Origin of the sequence: Streptomyces microflavus (genome assembly GCF_014650075.1) — a bacterium.
Lineage (GTDB): Bacteria > Actinomycetota > Actinomycetes > Streptomycetales > Streptomycetaceae > Streptomyces > Streptomyces microflavus.
In genome coordinates, this window is the sequence record NZ_BMUG01000003.1 from 81,176 (window position 1) to 96,162 (window position 14,987).

The following is a 14,987-nucleotide window of genomic DNA, read 5'->3' on the forward strand; positions in this document are numbered from 1 at the left end:
GGTGCTGTCCCCAGCTTGCGCAACCCGCTCGTCGCGGTCGCGGCGGCCGCCCTCGCCGCCCCCCTCGTCCTCTCCGGCCCGGCCCACGCCGAAGCCGCCCCGTACACCGTCACCCCCCTGAAGTTCACCGTCCAGGCGGGCGGCCGCTCCTGCGTGGTCGACGCCGACCTCTACCGCCCCGCAGGCGTCGACGCGGACAGCCCCGCCCCCGCCGTCCTCGCCACCAACGGGTTCGGCGGCAGCAAGTCCGACGGCTCGACCGACGCCATCGGCAAGGCCGTCGCCGCCCGCGGCTACGTCGGCCTCGTCTACTCCGGGCTCGGCTTCGGCAGGTCCGGCTGCCTGATCACCCTGGACGACCCCGCCATCGACGGGAAGGCCGCGAGCGGACTCCTCGACTTCCTCGGCGGGACCCGCGCGGCCGACGACGGCACCCGCGCGGACTACGTCGTCCAGGACGGCGAGGGCGACCCGCGCGTCGGCATGATCGGCGGCTCCTACGGCGGCGCCATCCAACTGGCCACCGCCTCCACCGACCCCCGCGTCGACGCCCTCGTCCCGCTCATCACCTGGAACGACCTCGCCTACGCGCTCGCCCCCAACAACACCGGGGCACGCACCGGCGTCACCTCAGACACCCCCGGCGTCTTCAAGTGGCAGTGGACCAACGGGTTCTACCTGATCGGCGAGGGGCAGCCGCTCCTCAACCCGAGCCTGGACCCGTCCCGCTTCAACCGGCTGGACTGCCTGCACTTCGCCGACCGGGCCTGCGAGACCATCCGGTTCCTCAACTCCGGCCGCTACCCGGCCGACAGGACGCGGGCGATGCTCGACTACGCCCGCAGCGTCTCGCCCGTCTCCTATCTCGACCGGGTCAAGGCCCCCACCCTGATCGTCCAGGGCCAGGCCGACAGCCTGTTCAACCTCAACGAGGCCACCGCCACCTACGAGACGCTCAAGGCGCAGGGCACCACAGCCAAGATGATCTGGCAGTCCTGGGGCCACAGCGGCGGCCAGGTCCCCGGCGAACTCGACCTGGGAGAAGGCAACCTGGAGACCAGTTACGTCGGCCGGCGCGTGCTCGCCTGGTTCGACCGGTACCTCCAGAAGAAGACGGACACCGACACCGGGCCCGAGTTCGCCTACTACCGCTCCTGGCAGAGCGGTTACGGCACGGCGGCCGCCGTGCCCGCCCTGTCGCAGAAGATGTACCTCTCCGGCGACGGCAAGCTGGTCGACAACCGCTCCAAGGTGGTCCGCGGCAGCCGCCAGTACACCAACTGGCTGGTGCCGACGAGCCATTCGGAGAGCTCGATCGCCCCGCTGATCGGACTGCCCGACCCGAAGCCGTACGACACCAAGGGCACCTACCTCGGCTGGCGCAGCGCCCCGCTCACCGCACCCGTCGACGTGGTCGGCGCCCCGAAGGCCACCCTGAAGGTCGTCTCCCCGAAGGCGGAACGGGCCCAGAACAGCGGGGACGCCTCCGACAGGCTCGTCCTCTTCGCCAAGGTGTACGACGTCGCCCCCGACGGCAGCAGGACCCTGGTGAACCGCCTCGTCTCACCGGTCCGGGTCCCCGATGTCACCCGGCCCTTCACGGTGGAGCTGCCCGGCATCGTCCACCGGTACGAGAAGGGGCACCGGATGGAGTTCGTGATCGCCGCCAGCGACACCGCGTACTTCGGCAACCGGGGCGTCAAGCCCGTCACCGTGGTCAGCGCCCCCGAGGACACCGGCGTGCTGGAGCTCCCGGTGGTCCCGGCCGGCTGACCGCCCCTGCCCCGCCCAGCGCCTTCGTTCACCCGAACGGCCGTACAGCACCGCCCCCCGGACCCGGCACCGAGCCATGCTGGAAAACCGGGGGGGCGGCCGCGTGGCACGACGGACGGGCCGGACGCGAGGAGCGAGCGGAAGGACCGGGCCATGAGTCCCAAGGACGTGACGAGCGACGGCAGGCGTGGCACCGGGGTGTGGACCCCGGGGCGCATCGCCGTCGCGGTGCTGGTCGCCCTCGTCATCGTGTTCATCTGCGTGAACACCCAGAAGGTCACCATCCGGGTGATCGTCCCCGAAGTGACCATGCCGCTCTGGCTCGCCCTGCTCGCGATGTTCCTCATCGGGCTGGTCTGCGGCGGCTATCTGTTCCGTCGCAAGCGCAAGTGACGCCTGGGGTGCACATGACGGGCGGTGCCTGCCGACCCCACCGCCCGTACCCGTCGTACGCTGGGACGATGCCCGATCCGAACGGTCACCCGAGCCCGACCGATCCGTACCTCGCCGAAGGCCCGCGAGCGGCCCTGCGCCGCTTCACCGAGGCCGACGCGGCGGAGTTCACGGCCCGCGCCCGGGAGAGCCGGACCCTCCACCACCCCTGGCTCTTCCCGCCGGAGCGCGCCGCCGCCTACGCCGCCTACACCGAGACCCTCGCCCGGGACCCTGCCCGCGAGGGCTTCCTCATCGTCGAGCGCGGGGAAGGCGGCGGGCCCGGCGAGGGCGGGGCGGACGGGGCCATCGCCGGGTTCATCAACATCAACAACATCGTCCTCGGCGGCTTCCGCTGCGGTGCCCTCGGCTACGGTGCCTTCGCCCACGCGGCCGGGCGCGGACTGATGGGCGAAGCGCTCGGCCTCGTCATGGGCCTGGCCTTCGGACCGCTCGGCCTGCACCGCCTGGAGGCCAACATCCAGCCCGGTAACGCGGCCTCCATCGCCCTGGTCCGGCGGGCGGGCTTCCGCCTGGAGGGGTTCTCGCCCGACTTCCTGCACATCGACGGCGCCTGGCGCGACCACGAACGCTGGGCGATCACGGCCCCGGCCGCCGAAGCCGCGTAACCCTGCCGCAGGTCTCGCCCACACCCTCTTCCGGGCCCGCCGGAACCCTCTTGAGGCCGCTCGTTGCAGCGGCGAGGATGGGGCGCATGCGCACCATCGTGGTCCTCGACGCCCCCTCGAACCTGGGCCTGCGGCCCCCCGCCCCCGGTACCGTCCCGGGCTGCTACAAGCTGGCGGGCGCACTGCGCGAGCAGCGGATCGTGCAGCGCCTCGGGGCGCTGGAGGGCGGAGTGGTGGTCCCGCCGCGCTACGACCTGGGGGAGTGGAAGGAGGGCGACGGGGTCTTCAACGCCGCTGCCATCGCCCGGTACACCCGCACCCTCGCCGACCGCGTCGAAGGACACGTACGGGCCGGAGAGTTCGCCCTGGTCCTCGGCGGCGACTGCTCGATCCAGCTCGGCGCCGCCCTCGCCCTGCGCCGCCTCGGCCGGTACGGGCTCGCCGCCGTCGACGGGTCCGCCGACTTCCGGCACCCCGGCAACAGCGACCGGATCGGGGCCGCGGGCGGCGAGGAGCTGGCGATCTCCACCGGGCGCGGCCAGGCGGACCTCAGCGACATCGACGGGCTCGGCCCCTACCTCAAGGACGAGGACATCCGCCTCTTCGGCATGCGCGACGGGGACGAGGACCGGGCCGAGCTGGCCGCCCTGAACATCCCCAACGCCACCGTCGGCCAGATCAGGGAGCGGGGCGCCGCCGAGCTGGCGCGGGCCACCGTGGAGAGCCTGGAGACGCCCGCCCTCGACGGCTACTGGGTCCACCTGGACGCCGACGTCCTCGACCCGAGCGTCATGCCCGCCGTCGACAGCCCCGACGACGGAGGGCTGCTGCCCGGCGAACTCGCCCCGCTGCTGCGTACGCTGGTCTCCTCCCCGCGCTGCGTGGGGCTCAACGTGACCATCTACGACCCGGATCTCGACGCCGACGGCACCGCGGGCGCCCTGCTCGCCGACCTCGTTGTCGGAGCCCTCGCACCGGCCTGATCCGACCGCCCGGGGTGGGGGCGGATCAGGCCATGATCTTGCGGTCCGCGTACTCGAAGACCGAACCGTCCGGGTGCAGCGCGATCAGGTTGCGGCCCGCCGGGGTCGGCACCGGCCCCGCGACGATCCGCGCCCCCGCCCGGGCAAGTGCCGCGTTCGCCTCGTCCACGTCCTTGACGGCGATGGTCGCGCTCACCTTGCGCAGCACCTCCAGCTCCGACTCCGGCCCGCTCATCAGCAGGAAGCAGCCGATCGCGGCGACCGAGACCCCGCCGCGCTCGAAGCGCAGTGCCGGGGTGCTCGTCAGCCCCTCGTAGAAGGCCACCGCGGCCTCCAGGTCGTCGACGCAGATACGCAGCGTGGTTCCCAGGATCTCCATGCGTACGAGGGTAGTTGGCGTGCGCCGCGAGCGTGATCGATTCGGGACCGCTCCGGCGGTCACCTCACCCCCGGCAGAGCACCTCGCCGTGCGGGACCATGAACCAGCCGTCGTCCTCCGCGCCCCAGCCCCGCCACGTGCTCGCGAAGGCCGTCAGCTGCTCGGTGCTCGCATGGCCGCCCCGTACCGCCAGCTCGGCGTAGACCGAGTCCGTCGTACGGTCCGCCCACAGCCCGCTCCACCAGGCACGGGTCTCCGGGGTGGCGAAACACCAGGCGGCGGCGGTCGGTGTGATGTCGGTGAACCCGGCCTGCCGCGCCCAGGAGAGCAGCATCCGCCCGGCGTCCGGCTCGCCGCCGTTGGCGCGGGCCACCCGCCGGTAGACCTCCTGCCACTCCGACAGTCCGGGCGCCTCGGGGAACCAGGCCATCGCCGCGTAGTCGCTGTCGCGCGCCGCGACCACCCCGCCGGGCCGGCAGACGCGCCGCATCTCGCGCAGCGCCTGGACCGGGTCGCCCACATGCTGGAGCACCTGGTGGGCATGGACGACGTCGAAGGAGTCGTCGGGGAAGTCCAGTGCGTGCACGTCGGCCACCGCGAACTCGACGTTCTCCAGCCCGCGTTCGGCGGCCACCGCGGCCGCCTGCTCCAGGATGCCGGTGCCGGTGTCGACGGCGGTCACCCGGCCAGGCGCGACCAGCGCGGCCAGGTCGGCGGTGATGGTGCCGGGGCCGCAGCCGACGTCCAGCACCGCCATTCCCGGCCGGAGTTCACCGAGCAGGTAGCCCGCCGAGTTGGCGGCGGTCCGCCAGCGGTGCGAGCGCAGCACCGACTCGTGGTGGCCGTGGGTGTAGACGGCGGTTTCTTTCGGCATGGCAGCGTCCGGCATGGCGGCGTCCTCTCTCGATTCCGCAACCACCGTACGCCGCCATGCCGGATGGTGAGATGGGCGTCTTGAGATGCGGACGGATTGCGGGGAGGGCTACACGTGCATCGGGCAGTAGACCGTCAGCGCCTCCGGCAGCTTGTCGATCAGCAACTCGGTGCCGGAGTGGGCCACTTCACCGTCGTACGCGTACGGAGTGCCCGGTGCCAGACCGGCGATCCGCACCCGGCGCCGCCGTACCGCGGCGTGCGCGGGGGAGCGGGTCAGGGGTCCGGCCACCGCCGCCGCCAGCAGCCGCAGCGCCGGGCCCCGGCCGCCGTGCACCACCCTCACGTCCAGCAGCCCGTCCGCCAGGTTGTGGCGCCGGCCGGGCGCCGGGCCGACCCGCTGGAAGAGGCCGTTGCCGACGAACACCAGCCACAACGGGCGTCGGCGCCCCTGGAGTTCGGCCTCCAGGGGGCGCTGTCCGCGCAGTACGTGGAGGGCGGCGAGCACCCCCGCCGGCCAGCCGCCGATCCGGGGCGACCAGTGCTCCCGCTTCCGTACGAGCTCCGGATAGGCGCCCAGGCTGAAGGCGTTGAGGAAGTAGCCGTCGGCCCCGTCGGGCCCCTTCGGGCCGGGGCGGAACCTGCCGAGGTCGACCTGTATGGCATCGCCCGCCGTGAGCGCGGCCGCCGCCTCCTGGACCGTCTCGATGCCCAGGTCGTAGGCGAAGTGGTTGAGCGTCCCGCCGGGGAAGACCGCCAGCGGCATCCCGTGCGTCGCCGCGACGGAGGCCGCCAGGTTCACCGTGCCGTCGCCCCCGCAGACGCCCAGCGCCTGCCCCCGGCCCGCCGCCTTCTCCATGGCGGTGGACAGGTCGGCGGGCGCGCACTCGACCACCTCGGCGAGCGGCAGCGCCTGGCGCACCAGCGAAGCGGTCGCGGTGGCCGTCCCGGACGCCTCGTTCACCACCACCACGAGGCCCTTCCCGCCGGGCAGCGCGGGAGCCTCACCGGGCGGGCGGCCGGGCGCGGGGAGCTGGCCCCGGGTGGGGACGACCCCGCGCAGCGCGAACGCGGCTCCGATGCCGAGCGCCGCCCCGGCCAGCACATCGCTCGGATAGTGCACCCCCGTGTAGACGCGGGAGGCGGCCACCGCCGCCGCGACGGGGGCGACGACGGCACCCCAGCCCTTCGACTCCAGCGCCACCCCGGTGGCGAAGGCCGCCGCCGAGGCCGCGTGGCCGGAGGGGAAGGACGTGGTCACCGGCTGCCGCTTCAGCTGCCGCACGACCGGCACATGATCGAGTATCGGCCGCCGGCGCCGGACCGCCCCCTTGCCGACGGTGTTGATCGCCACCGACGCCACGGCCAGCGACGCGACCCCGCGCAGCGCCGCACGGCGGGACCGCGCACTGGAGCCGAGGGCCGCGATGCCGACCGCCGTCCCGAACCAGAGCAGCCCGTGGTTGGCGCTCCGGCTCAGCTGGGGCAGCAGGGGGTCGGCGCCCGGCCAGTGCCGTCCCGCCACGCTCTGGAAGACGGCCAGGTCCCGTCCCTGCAGCCAGCTCCGCACCCGGTCGGCGGCGGGGGCGGCGGACGATGTGTTCGGTGACGACTTGGGCGACATGGCTCAGCGAATACCCGGAGACCGGCCGATGAACCAGCAGGCGCGCTGAGAGCCTCACCACGTGGCGCCGGCCACCGGCTCAACGGCCCAGGATCCGCCCGGTGGGCCGGCCACCGGCGCGTGGGCCGGGGACCTCCCGGCGGGTGACCACCGGCCCCCCGGGTGCGCAATTGGGCGGGCGGCCCGGCCCGAACCTCCGTATAAAGGGCCCTGAGAGCGCCCCGGAGCCGTAGCGGAACGGTCGTGGCCGGTGGCGGCGGAGGAGGCCGGAATGCACGAGGACCACGGGCCCGTCCGCTACGGGCCGCCCGCCCCCGACCCCGGCCTGCCCGTCATCCCCGAACTGGCGGCGGTCCTGGCCGCCGCGGCGGACCGCACCCGTCCCGAGCCGCCCGGCGGCGGCCGCGGCCTGCGAGAGGCGGCCTGCGCCTACTGGGCCCGGCGCGGCCTGCACGGCGGGCCGGAGAACATCGTGGCGGCCCCCGGCGACCAGCCGCTCCTCCTCGCGCTGATCGCCGCGCACGGCGGTGACGTCCTGATGCCCCGCCCCTGCCCGGCCACCTGGATGCCCCAGGCCCGGCTGCTCGGCACGCCCGCCTACCAGGTGCCGACGCCCGCCGAATGCGGGGGCGTCCCCGACCCGTACGCCCTGCTGGAGACCGTGCGCCGGGTACGGGCCGAGGGCGGCCGGCCGAAACTGCTGGTGCTCTCCGTCGCCGACGACCCCACCGCCACCGTCGCCCCGCCCGAGCTCGTGCGGGAGGCCTGCGAGGCGGCGGTCGGCGAGGGGATGCACATCATCAGCGACGAGACCTGGCGCGACACCGTGCACCGGCCCCGCGACACCGTCCTGCTCAGCCCCGCCGAGATGTGCCCCGACGGCGTCACCGTCATCAGCGACCTCTCCGGCGGACTCACCCCCGCCGCCTGGCCGGTCGCCGTCGCCCGCTTCCCGGAGACCGGGCGGGGAGCCGTGCGCCGGGCCCGCACGCTGGACGTCCTGACCGCGCTGGGCGCCCTGGTCGCCGGCCCGCTGGCCCCCGCCGCCGCCCACGCCCTCGGGGAGCCGGAGGCCGTACGGGAGAGGATCCGGCGGGCCGCGGGGCTCCAGTCCCAGGTGGCCGCCGCCGCCCACCGCGCGGTCCTCACCGCCGGAGTCCTGGCCCGCCCCCCGCAGGCCGGCCGCCACCTCTACGCGGACCTCGGCCCGCTCCGCTCCCGGCTGGCGGACCTGGGTGTCACGGACTCCATGGAGCTGGAGGAGTACCTCACCGACCGGCTCGGCGCCCCGACCCCGGGCGGCCACCGCTTCGGGGACGAGCTGGGCGCCCTGCGCGTACGGCTCGGTACCGGGCCGCTGCTGGGGGCGACGGCCGAGGAACAGCGGGAGTCCCTCACCGCCGAGGAGCCCCTGGAGCTGCCGCACGTGGCGCGGGCACTGAGCCGGTTCGCGGCGGCCTTCGGCGAGCTGCGGTGACCTTCAGGGGGTGAGCCCCGGGGAAGGCCGGCACCTCAGCTCGTCGCGTCACCTGTCCCATGGCCGAACCGCGCGCGCAGCTTCCGCCACACCGCCGGCGCCACACTGATCAGCACGGTCAGCGCCACCGCCGCGACCACGCCCTGCCAGGGCTCCGGGAAGAGCGAGCCGCCCAGGATCCCGATCAGCTGGTACGTGGCCGCCCACGCCAGACACGCCGGCACATCGCCCCGGGCGAACGTCTTCAGCGGCATCTTCCCCAGCAGGCACGCCAGCATCACCGGGATCCGCCCGGCCGGCACCAGCCGGGACAGGATCAGCACCGTCCCGCCGTGCTCGTCGAGCTTCTCCTGCGCCTGCGCCAGCCGCTCCGGCGCGGCCCGGCGCGTGAGCGCCTCCAGCCACTTCGAACCGTGATTCGAGCGCACGCCCCGCTGCCCCAGCCAGTACAGGCAGATGTCACCCAGGAACGCCGCCGACGAGGCCACCGCGAAGACGAGGAGCATCGAGAGCGGTGACGTCTGGTGGAGCGCCACCACCGCCGCCGAACTCACCAGCGCGCCCGTCGGAATCACCGGCACCAGGGACCCCAGCGCCACCAGGAGGAACAGCGTCGGATAGCCCACGGCCTGCTGGGTCGACTCGGTGGGTAGCGCCCCCACCACCGTTTCGAGCTCCGGGATCACCGGCCGGCCTCCGGCCGGACCCGCTCGCCGTGGGACAGCAGGTGCACCGCCACCTCGGGCGCCCGTATGCCCGCCTGCCGGACGAACTCGTCGCCCGGCCCGTGGAACTCGTGCGGCCGCACCCCGTCCAGACCGATCGGCCAGTACGTGCCGTAGTGCACCGGCACCGCCGAGCGCGGCTCCAGCAGGGTCAGCGCCTCGGCGGCCCGGGACGGGTCGAGATGGCCGTGCCCGAGGTACGGGCCCCAGCCGCCCACCGGCAGCAGCGCCACATCGACCGCGCCCACCGCATCCGCCATCTCGTCGTAGAGCCCGGTGTCCCCGGCGAAGTACGTCCGCGCCTCGCCCTCGACCACGTAACCGAGCGCGGGCACCTTGCGCGGCCCGACCGGCAGCCGCCGACCGTCGTGGAGCGCCGGAACCGCCCGCACCCGCACCTCGCCGACCCGTACCTCGTCGCCCGCCCGCACCTCGGTGATCAGGAGCTCCCGCCTCCGGCGCAGGGCCCGCAGCCCGGGCACGGCCGCGACCGCGCCGCTCGGCACGATCAGCCGGGTGCCGGGGGCCAGCCGGGAGAGCGAGGGCAGATGCAGATGGTCGGAGTGCAGATGCGAGACCAGCACCACCTCGGCGAGCGCGGCCTGCGGCGGCGGTACCTCACCCCGGCGGCGCCGCAGATGCGCGAAGCGCCGTACGAACAGGGGGTCGGTCAGCACCCGTACCCCGGAGTCCTCGATCGTGCAGGTGGCATGACCCCACCAGGTGACCTCCACCGGCACGTCCGCCTCCTCGTTCGGCCTCTGTTCGTCTCCGTGACCCGTTGCCCCGGAGCGGCCCGCCCATACCCGTACGGGCAAGCGCCGCCGGTACGAGCCTATGCGCCCCCAGGCCTCCACCACGACGGCCCTGACCGGGCCCGACGCTGTGAAAAGCTGGGGAGCGGGCTCCTGACGGACGGGCCCGCAGGGGGAGAAGGCGTGAGGTGGACCGGCGTGGACGAGCGGAGACGGCCTGCGCCGGGACGGCGTACGGCGAGATGGCGTACGGCGGGCGGTGCGCTGATGCGAATCATCGCGGTCTGGGCGGTGTCCACCCTCACCATGCTCGCGCTCGCCGGCCTCCTGCCCGACTTCCGGCTCCAGTCCGACGACGGCGACACGATCACCCGGACCGCGTTCACGGCGGCCTGGGGCGCGGGGGCGTTCGGCCTGCTCTCCGCCCTGGTGTGGCCCGTACTCGTCCGGGCCCTGCTCATCGTCCCCGCGCTCGTCCTCGGCGCGCTGGTCTTCTTCCTCAACGGTTCGCTGCTGCTGATCGCGCTGCGCCTCATCCCGGACGGGCGCGGCGACGCCGCCCCGGAGACCGCGGTCGTCGTCGCCGCCGTGATGTCCGCCGTCGCCTCCGCCACCTCCACCGCGCTCGCCGTCCGCGACGACGAGGCCTACCGCCGCAGACTCTCCCGCCTCGCCGACCGGCGCCGCCGGCGCGGCTCCCCGGACATCCTGGGACCCGACCGCGACGGACCGCCCGGCACCGTCTTCCTCCAGCTCGACGGCGTCGGCCACGACGTCCTGGTGAAGGCGGCGGCCGACGGGCTCATGCCGACCGTCGCCGGCTGGCTCGCGGACTCCTCCGGACACCGCCTCACCCCCTGGCGCACCGACTGGTCCAGCCAGACCGGCGCCAGCCAGCTCGCCATCCTGCACGGTTCCAACCACGACGTCCCCGCCTTCCGCTGGTACGAGAAGGAGACCGGCACCGTCATGGTCTCCAGCCGCCCCGCCAGCGCCCTGGAGATGCAGCGCCGCGCCATCGCCCGCACCCGGGACGGCGGGCTCCTCACCATCGACGGCGCGAGCCGGGGCAACCTCTTCAGCGGCGGAGCGGGACAGCTCGCCCTGGTCCTGTCCATGGCCGCCCGGCGCGGCAAGGGCCGCCGCTCCCGCTCCGGGTACTTCGCCTACTTCTCCGACCCGGCCAACGCCGTCCGCACCGCCCTCTCGTTCGCCGCCGAGGTCGGCCGCGAGATCGGCCAGTCGACCCGGGCCCGCGCCCGTAAGGTCACCCCCCGGGTCAAGCGCGGCGGCCTCTACCCCTTCATCCGGGCCTTCGCCACCGTGGTCGAGCGCGATGTGGTTGTCTCCGCCGTCCTGGGCGACATGTTCGCCGGACGCACCGCCGTCTACGCCGACCTGGTGGCCTACGACGAGGTCGCCCACCACTCCGGACCGCACAGCCGCGACGCCGAGAAGGTCCTCCAGCGCCTCGACCGCTCCCTCGCGCTGATTGCCAAGATCGCCGACCACACCCCGCGTACGTACCGGATCGTGCTCCTCTCCGACCACGGCCAGAGCCCCGGCGAGACCTTCGCCGGGCGGTACGGGCTGACGCTCAAGGACCTGGTGCGGGCGGGCTGCGGGCTCCCGGTGCCGCGCAGGGCGCGCGGTACGCACAGCGCGTCCGAGGCGCGTGACGCGGTACGGATCGCCCTGCACCGCCCGCCCGCGGAGGTGGAGCCGGAGGCGGAGCACGCGGCCAGGCGCTCCGAACCGATCGTGCTGGCCTCCGGCAACCTCGGCCTGGTCTCCTTCCCCGACATCGAGGGGCGCGCCTCGCGCGAGGAGATCGACCGCCGCAACCCGGCGCTGCTGTCCACGCTCGCCAACCATCCGGGGATCGGCTTCCTCCTCGTACGCAGCGAGGAACACGGCTCCGTGGTGCTCGGGCCGGGCGGTACCGAGGTCCCCGTCGCCGAACTGGCCGACGGGGCGGGCCCGCTCGCCGTCTTCGGCACCGGCGCGGCGGCCGCCGTCCGGCGCACCGACACCTTCCCGCACGTCGCCGACGTCATGGTCAACTCCATGTACGACCCCGGAACCGGCACCGTGCACGCCTTCGAGGAGCAGATCGGCTCGCACGGCGGACTGGGCGGTGAACAGGCCAGGCCGTTTTTGCTCTGGCCGCGCGGTATGACGGACCCGCTGGACATCGTGGCCGCCGAGACCGCCGAAGGCGCGCCCGCACCGCCGGGCGGCGGGCTGGTGGGCGCGGAGGCGGTGCACCGGGTGCTGAACCGATGGCTGCTGGAGTTCTCCGGCCCGCAGGTGCCGGTGCGGACGGAGGGCTTCACGGGCGCCGCCCGGGCCGACGAGCCGTTCCCCGGGGAGCGGGGCGGCGGCGGGCAGGGTCCGGCCGACGGGCAGGGTGCGGCCGTGCGGGGGGTGCCGGTGCTCAGCGAGATCCCGCTGCCGGAGACGCCGAGTTGACCTGAGCGCCGCCCTCTCGGATCAGGCCGACTGGCGTCGTACCAGCGTCGGCGGGAAGACCACGGAGGGCGAGGGCCCGCCGGGGCCGCCGATCTGCTTCAGCAGGAGCCGGGCCATCTCCGCCGCCATCTCCTCGACCGGCTGCCGAACCGTCGTCAGCGGCGGATCGCAGGCGGCCGCCGCGCTGCTGTCGTCGAAACCGACCACCGCGACATCGGACGGGACGTCGCGGCCGGCCCGTTGCAGCACCGGGAGCGCGCCCAGCGCCATCAGGTCCGAGGCGATGAACACCCCGTCCAGACCGGGCTGTTCCTCCAGCAGCCGGCGCATCGCCGCCGCACCGCCCAGATGGGTGAAGTCCCCTTCCGCGCAGGCCACGTCCTCGATGCCGTGCGTGGCGAGTGCCTCCAGGAAACCCGCGAGACGCACCTGCCCCGCCGGTCTGTCCTGCGGACCGGATATGGTCCCGATCCGGCGCCGCCCCAGCGCGGCCAGATGGTCCGCCGCGAGCCGCGCCCCGGCCTGCTGGTCGACCTCCACATAGGCCAGCGACGAAGGACGCGGGGGGCGGCCCGCGAGGACGGCGGGCAGCCGGGTCTCCTGGAGCAGATGGGGCAGCGGGTCGTCCGCGTGCGAGGTGACCAGGACGACGCCGTCGACGTGGCCGTGGCGGAGGTAGGAGAGCAGCTGGTTCCGGGACGTCTCGTCGTCCGCCAGCATCAGCACCATCTGGATGCCCGCAGGACGCAGCACTTCGAGGAGCCCGCTGACGACCCGGCCGAAGTAGGGGTCGGAGAACATCCGGCCGGCGAACGGCTCGGAGACCGGCCGCCGTTCCCGCTCCGAGATCACCAGGGCCACGGAGTCGGTGCGCCGGGTCACCAGCGAGCGCGCCGCCCGGTTGGGCACGTACCCGGTCGTCGCCACCGCCTCCTCCACCACGGTGCGCAGGGCGGGGTCCACCGTGGTGGCTCCGTTGATCACCCGGGACACGGTGGCCCGCGAGACACCGGCCACGGCCGCCACGTCCTCCAAGGTCGGACGTACGGGCGGCTCCACTTCGGCTGTCATGCAGCCCTTTATACCCGCAGCCCAGCGCGCCGGTCAGCCGAGGGCCTGTGCCGCCCCCGGGAGCCCTTCCAGCTCGGTGAGCGCGGCCTCGCGCGCGGTGACGAGGGCGGCGGCCAGCTGCTTGGCGTCGGCTCTGGCGCCCGCGGTGATCTCGGACCGCGACACCTGCGCGGAGTGGCGCAGATGGTCCCGGATCCCGGTCAGGAAAAGCCGGTCGAACGCGGCCCCCTCGGCCGCCCGGGCCGCTTCGAGGTCCGCCTCCGTCACCATGCCGGGCATGTCGTGGCCCGCGTGCACATCGGTGTCCGGAAGTCCCATCCGGGCCAGCAGGGGCCGCAGGCGGCCGAGTTCGGCCTCCTGCCCGCTGTGCAGCCGGGTCGCGAAGGCCCGCAGCCGGGGCTCGGTGGCCCGGTCGGCGGCGAGCGTGAGCAGGGCAAGCGCCTTCTCGTTCATCGGGGTCATCAGCTGGGCCCAGGCGGCGTCGGTGGGCGTGGAGGAGGTGGAGGGGGAGGGGGCCGCGGCCGTGCGTACCGGGGAGGCGACGGGCGCGGGCTCCGTCGTGGTGGAGCAGCCGGCCGACGCGGCCAGACCCAGCAGGGCCAGCAGGATCGGCGCGACGACGGGGCGGCGTGTGGTGGGGGGCCTGGATCGGGTGGCGTGACTCATGAGGTGTCCTGGACCGGGCGGAGGGCGCCGCCCCGGGGCCTGGGCCCCGGGGCGACACCGGTGGACGGATGAACGGATCGACCGGTGTACGGATGGACGGGTGACGACGTCGGATCAGGGAGTGCCGTCGAACCCGCACTTGACGATCGCGTTGATGCAGTCGCGTACGCGCTGCGCCATCTCCTCCTCCGGCCATACGTTGAAGAAGTCACCGTGCATCGTGTAGCCGGGGCCCGACGCCAGCCGGAAGCGGGCCGGGTCGCCGCTCACCGGATAGCGCAGCACCTGACGGAGCTTGGGCACCGGCACAGGGTGGGTCGACGGGCAGGCGCCGGCCACGGGGTAGGCCATGTGGCTCTTGTGGTCGGCCGAGTCGAGATCCGTACCGTTCCAGCACTGCGGGAAGTCCAGGTAGGACTCCAGCATCGTGCCGGGCGGACAGTTCACGAAGTCCTGCGAGGGGTTGACGTGACCGGCGTGCAGGCACGACCAGCGGGCGATGGTGTTCTCCTGCGGTGCGGTCGCCTTCGCGTTGCCCGCCACGATGCGCAGGCCCCGGGGGAAGGGCTTGATCTGCCGGATGATGTCGTCGCGGACCCCTTCACCGAGGTAGTAGAAGGTGGTTCCGGTCGGCTCCACCTCCCGGTCGCCGTCGTACAGGGTGGGCACCCAGTACGAGGAGAGGTCGGTGTCGGGCGAGCAGCTCGTGCGGCCCTTCTCCAGCGACTCCAGGTTCGAGTTCCCGTTGGTGGTGTCGTTGCCGAAGAAGCTGTGCATGTGGGAGGCGCCCGGCAGCCCCGGGAAGACGATCGGGTCGTCGGGCGCCCGGTGGGTGTAGGGGCACTCCGCCAGGAACTCGGCCACCCGCACCACATCGGCGGCGGCCTGGGGGGCGACCTCGGCGGCACCACGGTCGCCCGCGGCGTTGCCGACGTTGGCCTGGACGAGGGAGAGGGCGAGGGCTGCGGCGGCGAGTCCGGCGATTCTGTAGCGCCAGGACTGGGGGGATCGTTGGCGGCGGTGTTCACGGCTGAGTCGATTACGGAAGAGCACGGCACTCCTGTTCGGAAGTGGGGGGAGGTTCCTTGATCACGGTAGAGAGCGCTCTCTCATGGGGGAACGTAAGAG

Annotated in this window: 14 protein-coding genes; 6 read left to right on the forward strand and 8 right to left on the reverse strand. The window is 74.0% G+C overall.

Annotated elements, in window-relative coordinates; translation table 11 throughout:
• Positions 1–15: 15 nt before the first annotated feature.
• The 4 genes from IE264_RS09370 (at position 16) to IE264_RS09385 (ending at position 3,817) form a co-directional block, all read left to right on the forward strand.
• Entirely contained in the window at positions 16–1,773 is a 1,758-nt protein-coding gene (locus IE264_RS09370; protein ID WP_032757013.1) for a CocE/NonD family hydrolase, read from the forward strand.
• 153 nt (positions 1,774–1,926) lie between these two features.
• Complete coding sequence (locus IE264_RS09375; RefSeq protein ID WP_015612522.1) at positions 1,927–2,166, forward strand: LapA family protein; 240 nt, start codon at positions 1,927–1,929, stop codon at positions 2,164–2,166.
• Positions 2,167–2,234: 68 nt separating this feature from the next.
• Entirely contained in the window at positions 2,235–2,834 is a 600-nt protein-coding gene (locus IE264_RS09380; protein ID WP_032757012.1) for a GNAT family N-acetyltransferase, read from the forward strand.
• An 86-nt stretch (positions 2,835–2,920) separates the two neighbouring features.
• Entirely contained in the window at positions 2,921–3,817 is an 897-nt protein-coding gene (locus IE264_RS09385; protein WP_032757011.1) for an arginase family protein, read from the forward strand.
• 25 nt (positions 3,818–3,842) lie between these two features.
• Here IE264_RS09385 and IE264_RS09390 read toward each other — a convergent pair whose 3' ends face one another.
• The 3 genes from IE264_RS09390 to IE264_RS09400 all read right to left on the reverse strand — a co-directional run bounded on the left by IE264_RS09390 (position 3,843) and on the right by IE264_RS09400 (position 6,693).
• On the reverse strand, positions 3,843–4,196 hold the full coding sequence (locus tag IE264_RS09390) for a VOC family protein (protein ID WP_015612525.1): 354 nt from the start codon (positions 4,194–4,196) through the stop codon (positions 3,843–3,845).
• A gap of 64 nt (positions 4,197–4,260) precedes the next feature.
• Entirely contained in the window at positions 4,261–5,070 is an 810-nt protein-coding gene (locus tag IE264_RS09395; protein WP_032757087.1) for a class I SAM-dependent methyltransferase, read from the reverse strand.
• Between the two features lie 108 nt (positions 5,071–5,178).
• A complete protein-coding gene (locus IE264_RS09400) occupies positions 5,179–6,693 on the reverse strand; it encodes a bifunctional phosphatase PAP2/diacylglycerol kinase family protein (RefSeq protein WP_015612527.1) in 1,515 nt (504 codons plus the stop codon).
• Between the two features lie 271 nt (positions 6,694–6,964).
• On the opposite strand from IE264_RS09400, the gene IE264_RS09405 reads away from it, so the two are divergent.
• Positions 6,965–8,170, forward strand: a complete 1,206-nt coding sequence (locus IE264_RS09405) for an aminotransferase class I/II-fold pyridoxal phosphate-dependent enzyme (RefSeq protein ID WP_032757010.1) — start codon at positions 6,965–6,967, stop codon at positions 8,168–8,170.
• 35 nt (positions 8,171–8,205) lie between these two features.
• On the opposite strand, the gene IE264_RS09410 is transcribed toward IE264_RS09405, so the two are convergent.
• Together IE264_RS09410 and IE264_RS09415 are read right to left on the reverse strand one after the other, a co-directional pair.
• A complete protein-coding gene (locus IE264_RS09410) occupies positions 8,206–8,856 on the reverse strand; it encodes a DedA family protein (protein ID WP_032757009.1) in 651 nt (216 codons plus the stop codon).
• Positions 8,853–9,635 carry an MBL fold metallo-hydrolase gene (locus tag IE264_RS09415; RefSeq protein ID WP_190167615.1) on the reverse strand — a complete coding sequence of 261 codons (783 nt, stop codon included), beginning with the start codon at positions 9,633–9,635 and terminating at the stop codon, positions 8,853–8,855. The genes IE264_RS09410 and IE264_RS09415 overlap by 4 nt, the downstream gene beginning before the upstream one ends.
• Positions 9,636–9,917: 282 nt before the next feature.
• Here IE264_RS09415 and IE264_RS09420 point away from each other — a divergent pair, with 282 nt between their 5' ends.
• The gene (locus IE264_RS09420; protein WP_032757008.1) at positions 9,918–12,122 is read left to right on the forward strand and encodes a phage holin family protein; all 2,205 of its coding nucleotides are present in this window, start codon (positions 9,918–9,920) and stop codon (positions 12,120–12,122) included.
• Positions 12,123–12,143: 21 nt separating this feature from the next.
• On the opposite strand, the gene IE264_RS09425 is transcribed toward IE264_RS09420, so the two are convergent.
• From IE264_RS09425 to IE264_RS09435, 3 genes are all read right to left on the reverse strand, one after another.
• Positions 12,144–13,193 carry a LacI family DNA-binding transcriptional regulator gene (locus tag IE264_RS09425; protein ID WP_015612532.1) on the reverse strand — a complete coding sequence of 350 codons (1,050 nt, stop codon included), beginning with the start codon at positions 13,191–13,193 and terminating at the stop codon, positions 12,144–12,146.
• A gap of 33 nt (positions 13,194–13,226) precedes the next feature.
• Positions 13,227–13,859 (reverse strand): DUF305 domain-containing protein, encoded by a 633-nt coding sequence (locus tag IE264_RS09430; RefSeq protein WP_051821815.1) that lies wholly within the window; start codon positions 13,857–13,859, stop codon positions 13,227–13,229.
• A 114-nt stretch (positions 13,860–13,973) separates the two neighbouring features.
• The gene (locus IE264_RS09435; RefSeq protein ID WP_015612534.1) at positions 13,974–14,912 is read right to left on the reverse strand and encodes a DUF1996 domain-containing protein; all 939 of its coding nucleotides are present in this window, start codon (positions 14,910–14,912) and stop codon (positions 13,974–13,976) included.
• Positions 14,913–14,987: the final 75 nt, after the last annotated feature.